This is a genomic window from Micromonospora sp. NPDC004336 (assembly GCF_053602615.1).
This window is the reverse complement of the sequence record NZ_JBSGDY010000066.1, coordinates 23,498-30,166: the sequence shown is the minus strand read 5'-3', so window position 1 is coordinate 30,166 and position 6,669 is coordinate 23,498. Positions and strand designations below refer to the sequence as shown.

Below are 6,669 nucleotides of genomic sequence, written 5' to 3'. Positions count from 1 at the left end.
GGCGGCGCGCCCGCCTGCCGGCACGCCCCGGCCGCCGCCCTTGCCCCAGGTGGTGTCCTTGCTGCCCGGCTGGCCGACCTTGGGCGCGCGCCCCTCCTCGGCCGCCGCCCGGCGCTCCTTGTCCTGCTTCCAGGCGGTGCGCTGGGGCAGCTTCTCGGTGCCCGAGTACGCCTTGTGCCAGGGCCGCTCGTCGGCGGGCAGGGTCCTGCCCCGCCCGGCGAGGGAGTCCTTGTTCTTGCCACCGGAGCCCTTCGGGGCTCCCGCCTTCGGCGTCAGTCGCCGGCCACGGCGCTGCGAGTTGCCGGCCATCAGTCCTGCTCTCCAATAGTCCAACGGGGGCCCTGGGGGGTGTCCTCGACCACCACGCCGGCCTGCTTGAGCTGGTCGCGTACGGCGTCGGCGGCGGCCCAGTCCTTGCGGCCGCGGGCCTGCGCGCGCTGCTCCAGGGCCAGCGCGATCAGGGAGTCCACCACGCCGCGCAGGTCGTCCACGCGGCCGCCACCCGTCCACGCCGGGTCGAGGGGATCGACCCCGAGGATATCCAGCATGGCGCGGGTGGCGGCCAGCGCCGTGCGGACGGTCACATCGTCGCCGCCGGTCAGCGCGGTGTTGCCGTCGCGGACCACCTCGTGCAGGACGGCGAGCGCGGCGGAGGTGTTCAGGTCGTCGTCCATCGCCGCCGCGAACGCCCCCGGCAGCTCGCCGAGGTGGCCGGGGCCGACGCGCTCGACGGCCCGCTGCACGAAGCCCTCGATCCGGCGGTACGCGACGGCGGCCTCACGCAGCGCCTCCTCCGAGTAGTCGATGCGCGAGCGGTAGTGCGCGGCGGCGTAGTAGTAGCGCAGCTCCACCGGGCGCACCCCGAGCGAGTCGACGTACGTCAGGTCGAGGGCGTTGCCCAGCGACTTGCCCATCTTGGCGCCGCCGATGCTGAGCAGCCCGTGGTGCACCCAGTAGCGGGCGAACGGCAGCCCGGCCGCCTGCGACTGGGCGATCTCGTTCTCGTGGTGCGGGAAGGTGAGGTCCAGCCCGCCGCCGTGGATGTCGAACTCGGCGCCGAGGTAGCGCCAGCACATCGCGGAGCACTCGATGTGCCAGCCCGGCCGGCCCCGCCCCCACGGCGACGGCCAGTAGGCGTCCGCCGGCTCGTCGGGCTTGGCGCCCTTCCAGAGCGCGAAGTCGCGCGGGTCCCGCTTGCCCCGGTCGGGGGCGTCGCCGGCGGACTGCATCGCGTCCACTGACTGGTTGGACAGCGACCCGTAGGCCGGCCACGAGCAGACGTCGAAGTAGACGTCGCCGGAGCCGTCGGTGGCCGGGTAGGCGTGCCCGTCGGCGATCAGCTTGGCGATCAGCTCGTGCATCTCCGGGATGTGCCCGGTCGCGCGCGGCTCGTACGTCGGCGGCAGCACGTTGAGCGCCCGGTAGGACTCGGCCAGGACCAGCTCGTTGGCGTACGCGATCGACCAGAACGGTTGCCCCCGCTCCACGGCCTTGACCAGGATCTTGTCGTCGATGTCGGTCAGGTTGCGGATGAAGGTGACCTCGTAGCCGGCGGCGAGCAGCCAGCGGCGCAGCACGTCGTAGTTGACGCCGGAGCGAAGATGGCCGATGTGCGGCGGGGCCTGGAGGGTGAGACCACACAGGTAGACCCCCACCTTGCCGGCTTCCCGCGGGACGAAGTCCCGCACCGATCGGGTGGCGGTGTCATACAGGCGTAGCGTCACCGTACAAGGGTAGCCGTCCACGCTTTTCCGGGTCGGCCGGAGCCGGGTCGTACGCTGCTGGGCGTGGACACGACGGCGCGGGGCGGGGAGACGGCGCAGACCCTGGACCGGGGGCTGCGGCTGCTGCACCTGGTCGCCGACGCGCCGGGCGGGCTGACCGTCACCGAGGCGGCGAACCGGCTGGGCATCGGCCGGGCGGCCGTCTACCGGCTGGTGGGCGCGCTGACCACGCACGGGATGCTCCGGCGCGACGGCGGCGGCCGGCTCCGCCTCGGCGCGGGGGTGCTGCACCTGGCCCGGCGGGCCCAGCCGCTGCTCGCGGAGGGGGCGCTGCCCGCCCTGCGCCGGCTCGCCGAGCAGGCCGGCGCGACCGCCCACCTGACCGTCGTCGAGGGGGGCGAGGGGATCGCGCTGGCCGTCGTGGAGCCGAGCTGGACGTCGTTCCACGTCGCGTACCGGACGGGCGCGCGGCACCCGCTGGAGCGCGGGGCGGCCGGGCGGGCCATCCTGGCCGGGCGGGCGGGCGCCGCCGGCCCGGTGAGCACCGCCGGGGAGCTCCAGTCCGGGGCGTACGGGGTGGCCGCCCCCGTGCTCGGCGTGCCGGGCCTGGAGGCGAGCGTCGGCGTGGTGGCGCTCGCGCCGCTGGACGCCGAGGTGGTCGGCGCCCAGGTCATCGCCGCCGCCACCGCCATCGCCACCGCCCTTTCCTGACGCCCCCGCCCGTCCTGGCGCCTCGGCCCGCCCTGACGCCGATACCACATCCGCCGGTCGTCGTGGCGGTTGTCCACAGCCGGGGCCCGGCGGGCGGGCGGCCTCGTCCACAGGGGCGCCGGGGCGGCCGGGATCGTCGGCACCCTGGTCCACATGCCACCCTCACCGCACCGACCCAGCGCCCTTGCCTGGCAGGTCTTCCGCGGCTCCGACGCGGTCCGGCGGGGCCTCGTCACGGAGCACCAGCTCCGCAGCTCCGCCTGGATCCGGCTACGCCACGACGTCTACGCCGACGCCCGGCTCGACCGTGACCACGCCCTGGCGTGCCGGGGCGCCGTCCTGCGACTACCGCCCGAGGCGGTGGTGGCCGGTCCGTCGGCGGCATACCTGCACGGCGTCGTGCACGCCGCCACCTTCGCCGACGACGTGCACGTCCTCCTGCCGAGGACGATCCGGGTCGGCCCCCAGCGCGGCATGCGCGCCCACACCCTGGGGCCGGCCGCGGCGCACCCGACCGCAGCCGCGGCGGCCCTTGGCCCGGCGCACGACGGACACCGAGCGACCGCACCGGCGACGGTCCCCGGTCGGGCGCGCGACGGACGCCAACCGACCGCACCGGCCGCGATACCCGGCCGGGCACACGACGGACACCAACCGACCGCACCGGCTACGGCACCCAGCCCGGCGTGCGACGGGCGGCAACCGACCGCACCGGCGGTGACGCCCGGCCCGGCGCGCGACGGAGACCGTCCCACCGAGCCTCCGACAACACCGGGCCGGGGGTGCGGCGGGCGTCCTCCCGCCGGCCGGCCGGCCGTTGGTCCGCCGTCGGCGCTGCCCCTGACCGCCGGGCCACCACGCCGGTCGGCGCCGGCCGAGGCGGCGTGGGAGACGGCGGTCTGGTTGGAGCCGCTGCGCGCGGTGGGCATCGTCGACGCCCTGCTCAGGCAGGGCCTCACCAGCCGCGATGCCCTGGTCGAGACCGCCGACCGGCACGCCGACCGGCCCGGCGGCAGGCGGGCGCGCTGGGTGTTCGACCTGGCGGATCCGGCGGCGGCGTCGCCCGCCGAGTCGCAGCTGCGCGTGCGGCTGGTGCTGGCCGGGCTGCCGCGCCCGGTCACCCGGCACCCCGTCCGCCTGCCCTCGGGGCTCGTCGCGCACCCCCACCTGGCCTGGCCGCGGCACCGGGTCGCCGTCGCGCACGCGGGAGACCCGCACGTCGCCGGCGCCGACCAACCGCAGCTCGACCGGTGGCGGCTCGACCAGTTGGCCGCGGCCGGCTGGCTCGTGCTGCACGCGACCAGCCGACGCGTGCACCGGGAGTTTCCGGCGCTGCTGGTGGAGGTCCGCGCCGCTCTGGCCGCCCGGGGCTGGCGGTGACGGTCCCTCGGTCCTGATCCGGCCGCGCACCTCCACGCCTTCCCAGGCCGGGCCGCAGATCCGACCGTCCGTAGCATTGTCATTGCATCGTGCAACTTCTATGGTTGCCACAGCTTCGCGTTCTCCTCTGAATACGGGGGTGGAGGACTGATGGGGTGTCCGTGGCCTGTGCCGTCCCATGACGGATCGACATGAGGTTCCAACTGTTGGGCCCGCTCGCCATCGAGGCGAACGGTCGCCCGCTGCACCTGTACGGCAAGCGGCCACGCGCGGTGCTGGCCCTGATGCTGCTCAACCAGGGCGCGCTGGTCCCGGTGGACCGGATCATCGACGCGATCTGGGGCGATGCGCCGCCACGGACCGTCCGCACCCAGGTGCACGCCCAGATCTCGGTGATCCGGCGCTGCCTGATCGCGCTGCCGGGCGTGGAGATCCGCACGCACTCCACCGGCTACCTGCTGCGGACCGACCCGGACGCCATCGACGTGGCGGTGTTCCGGCAACTGGCCCGTCGAGGCGGCACGCTCGCCGCCCTGGGGCAGCCGGTCGCCGCCGCGGAGGCCTACCGGGCCGCGCTCGGGCTGCACGTCGGGCCGCCGCTGGGCGACGTCGACGCCCCCTTCGCCCGGGCCGAGGCCGCCCGGCTGGCCGAGGAGCGGCTCGCCGTCCTGGCCGAGCTGACGGGGCTCGACCTGCGCGCCGGGCGGCACCACGAGCTGATTCCGGCGCTCACCACCCTGGTGGAGCAGCACCCCCTGCACGAGCCGCTCTGGCGTCACCTGCTGGTCGCGCTGCACCGGGCCGGGCGGCGCAGCGAGGCGGTCACCTGCTACCACCGGGCGCGTGCGCTGCTGCGCGACGAGTTGGGGCTCGACCCGGGCCCGGAGCTGTCCGCCGCCTACCGGGCGCTGCTCGGCGACGACCCGGCCCCGCCCACCGGCGCACGCGACGACCGGCTCGACCGCGCCCTCTCCCGGCTGGCCGAGGTCGAGCGGATGCTCCAGGACATCCGCCGGCAGTTGGAGGCGGGCGAACTGAGCCACTGACCGCCGCACCAGGTGGATCGGCTGTCACGGCGAGAAGGGGCCGGCGCGACCACGTCACGGTCGCGCCGGCCCGGAGCTGCTCGGGGTCAGGCGGCGCAGCTGTAGCTGATCGGGTGGCTCGTGCCGTCGCGGAGCAGGATCGTGAGGGTCCAGGTCTTGCCCGCGCAGGACGGCCAGGTGGTCACCGGGATCTCGAACCGGCTGGTGCTGGTGTTGAAGGTCGGAGTACCGACGGAGCTGGGGAGCGTCCAACCGTTCCACGAGGTGCCCACGACGGCTCCCGGGTCGGCGATCAGCGAGCTGCCGGAGCGGAGGCCGAAGCTGATCGTGTGTGCGCCGGGCGTGTGGTTCTGGACCGACGTCAGCGGCCCGCTCCCACCGATGTAGAAGCCGTCGAACTCGTACGTGGCGGTCGGCCGCAGGTAGTTGGCGGTGAGGTGGTTGGCCACCGAGGTGCCGGAGGAGAGCCCGGCGTCGGCGTCGAACTGGTAGTGCACACCGAGGTAGACCCGGCTGCGCGCGTTCTCGGCGGCGGCGGCGGTGAAGGTGGTGAACCAGCGCACCTCGTCGGGCGCCGAGTTCGGGTCCTCGGTGGTGGCGTTGAACCGGAAGCTGTCGGAGCCGAAGAAGCCACGCATCACCCCCGCCCACGCCCCGGCGAAGGTGGCGTGCCCGGAGGTGTAGGACGGAAACGACGGGGAGAAGCGGACGCCACCGTTGACCGAGAGCGGCTGCCAGGTCGGGTCGGGCACCGTCGCGCTGTTGCCGTCCGACTGGGGCTCCTGGATCGCGGTCTCCGGGCGCCACAGATCGATGCCCGTCTGGTATTTGGCGTCCCACGCCGTGATGGCCGCGTCCGCCATCGCGAAGGCGACCAGGGCGAAGAGCTTCGCGTTGCCCGCCTGGGTGAGCTTCCCCTGCGTCGCCATGATCTGGGTGTGCTCGAACAGCTGCCCCGGGGGCAGGTAGCTGCCGGGCAGGTCGTTGGCCCAGAAGAACGCCTGGCGGGTCTCGCCCGCCCTCCGCTGGGTGCTGTCGTGGCGGCCGAGGCGGCGGACCTCGTCGACCTGGGCGGCGTAGCCCTCGCTCCGCAGCAGGTCGCCGATGTCGGAGATGCCGAGCGGCGGACCCGGCCGGAACTGCGAGCCGGAGGTGAGCCCGAACGGCTTGACCCGACCCCAGTTCGGGGTCACCGCCGGCTTGCCCTGCGTCGGGCGCCAGGAGCCGGCGGTCTCGCTGTGCGCGTAGGCGGTCGTGTCGGCGGAGCCGTCGTTCGCCCGGAAGTCGATCATCGCCTGGGCGGCTGCGGACCCCATCCGCTGGCCGTCCGTGCGCGCCGGTGACGCGGCGATCCCCTCCTGGGCGGCGGCCAGCTCGTCGTCGAAGTTCAGCGTCGGGTAGAGGGTGCGCAGGACGTCGTAGGCGGCGTAGTCGATCGCGGTGGCCAGGTCGGGCTTGACGCCGATGGTCCGCGGCACCTGGATCCGGTAGGGCGCGCCCAGGCACTGGAGGACCCCCGGCACGCAGAGCACCGAGTTCGCGGCGTCGTAGATCGCGCCGTGCATCATCGCCCCGCTGCGGGCGAGCGGCCCCGGCGCGGCGGTGGCCGGGCCCGGGGCCATGCCACTCGCCGCCCGGAAGGTGTCCACGAGCACCTGGTTCCAGTAGAGGACGTGGTCGGTCGGCCCGGCGGCCTGCGCCGGACTGGCGGGAGCGATGACGGCGGCGGTGCCGACGCTGACGGCGGCGACGGCCACCGCACCCCAGCGTCGGGTAGACGTGAACCAGCCCATGGGACTCCTGTCGAG

The 6,669-nt window shown here is 74.9% G+C and carries 5 protein-coding genes and 1 pseudogene; 3 read left to right on the top strand and 3 right to left on the bottom strand.

Annotation, left to right across the window (positions count from 1 at the left end; all coding sequences use genetic code 11):
• Both ACWENR_RS16250 and cysS read right to left on the bottom strand, forming a co-directional pair.
• Window positions 1-309, bottom strand: a pseudogene (locus ACWENR_RS16250) (23S rRNA (guanosine(2251)-2'-O)-methyltransferase RlmB); the annotation flags it as partial.
• Window positions 309-1,724, bottom strand: coding sequence for a cysteine--tRNA ligase (gene cysS / locus ACWENR_RS16245; protein WP_452277792.1), 1,416 nt, complete (start codon window positions 1,722-1,724; stop codon window positions 309-311). The pseudogene ACWENR_RS16250 and the gene cysS, both read right to left, overlap by 1 nt.
• A 63-nt stretch (window positions 1,725-1,787) precedes the next feature.
• Between cysS and ACWENR_RS16240 the strand changes: the two genes are divergently transcribed.
• The 3 genes from ACWENR_RS16240 to ACWENR_RS16230 all read left to right on the top strand — a co-directional run bounded on the left by ACWENR_RS16240 (window position 1,788) and on the right by ACWENR_RS16230 (window position 4,861).
• Window positions 1,788-2,435, top strand: coding sequence for a helix-turn-helix domain-containing protein (locus tag ACWENR_RS16240; protein ID WP_452277791.1), 648 nt, complete (start codon window positions 1,788-1,790; stop codon window positions 2,433-2,435).
• A 153-nt stretch (window positions 2,436-2,588) separates the two neighbouring features.
• Window positions 2,589-3,815, top strand: coding sequence for a hypothetical protein (locus tag ACWENR_RS16235; RefSeq protein ID WP_452277790.1), 1,227 nt, complete (start codon window positions 2,589-2,591; stop codon window positions 3,813-3,815).
• Between the two features lie 191 nt (window positions 3,816-4,006).
• Complete coding sequence (locus ACWENR_RS16230; RefSeq protein WP_452277789.1) at window positions 4,007-4,861, top strand: AfsR/SARP family transcriptional regulator; 855 nt, start codon at window positions 4,007-4,009, stop codon at window positions 4,859-4,861.
• 86 nt (window positions 4,862-4,947) lie between these two features.
• On the opposite strand, the gene ACWENR_RS16225 is transcribed toward ACWENR_RS16230, so the two are convergent.
• Window positions 4,948-6,654, bottom strand: coding sequence for a vanadium-dependent haloperoxidase (locus tag ACWENR_RS16225; RefSeq protein ID WP_452277788.1), 1,707 nt, complete (start codon window positions 6,652-6,654; stop codon window positions 4,948-4,950).
• Between the last annotated feature and the right edge of the window lie 15 nt (window positions 6,655-6,669).

What these genes read in the sequence shown, in the direction of transcription:
- ACWENR_RS16235 (WP_452277790.1), top strand. Translation starts at nt 2,589, where the DNA reads ATGCCACCCTCACCGCACCGACCCAGCGCCCTTGCCTGGCAGGTCTTC.
- ACWENR_RS16230 (WP_452277789.1), top strand. Translation starts at nt 4,007, where the DNA reads ATGAGGTTCCAACTGTTGGGCCCGCTCGCCATCGAGGCGAACGGTCGC.
- ACWENR_RS16225 (WP_452277788.1), bottom strand. Translation starts at nt 6,654, where the DNA reads ATGGGCTGGTTCACGTCTACCCGACGCTGGGGTGCGGTGGCCGTCGCC.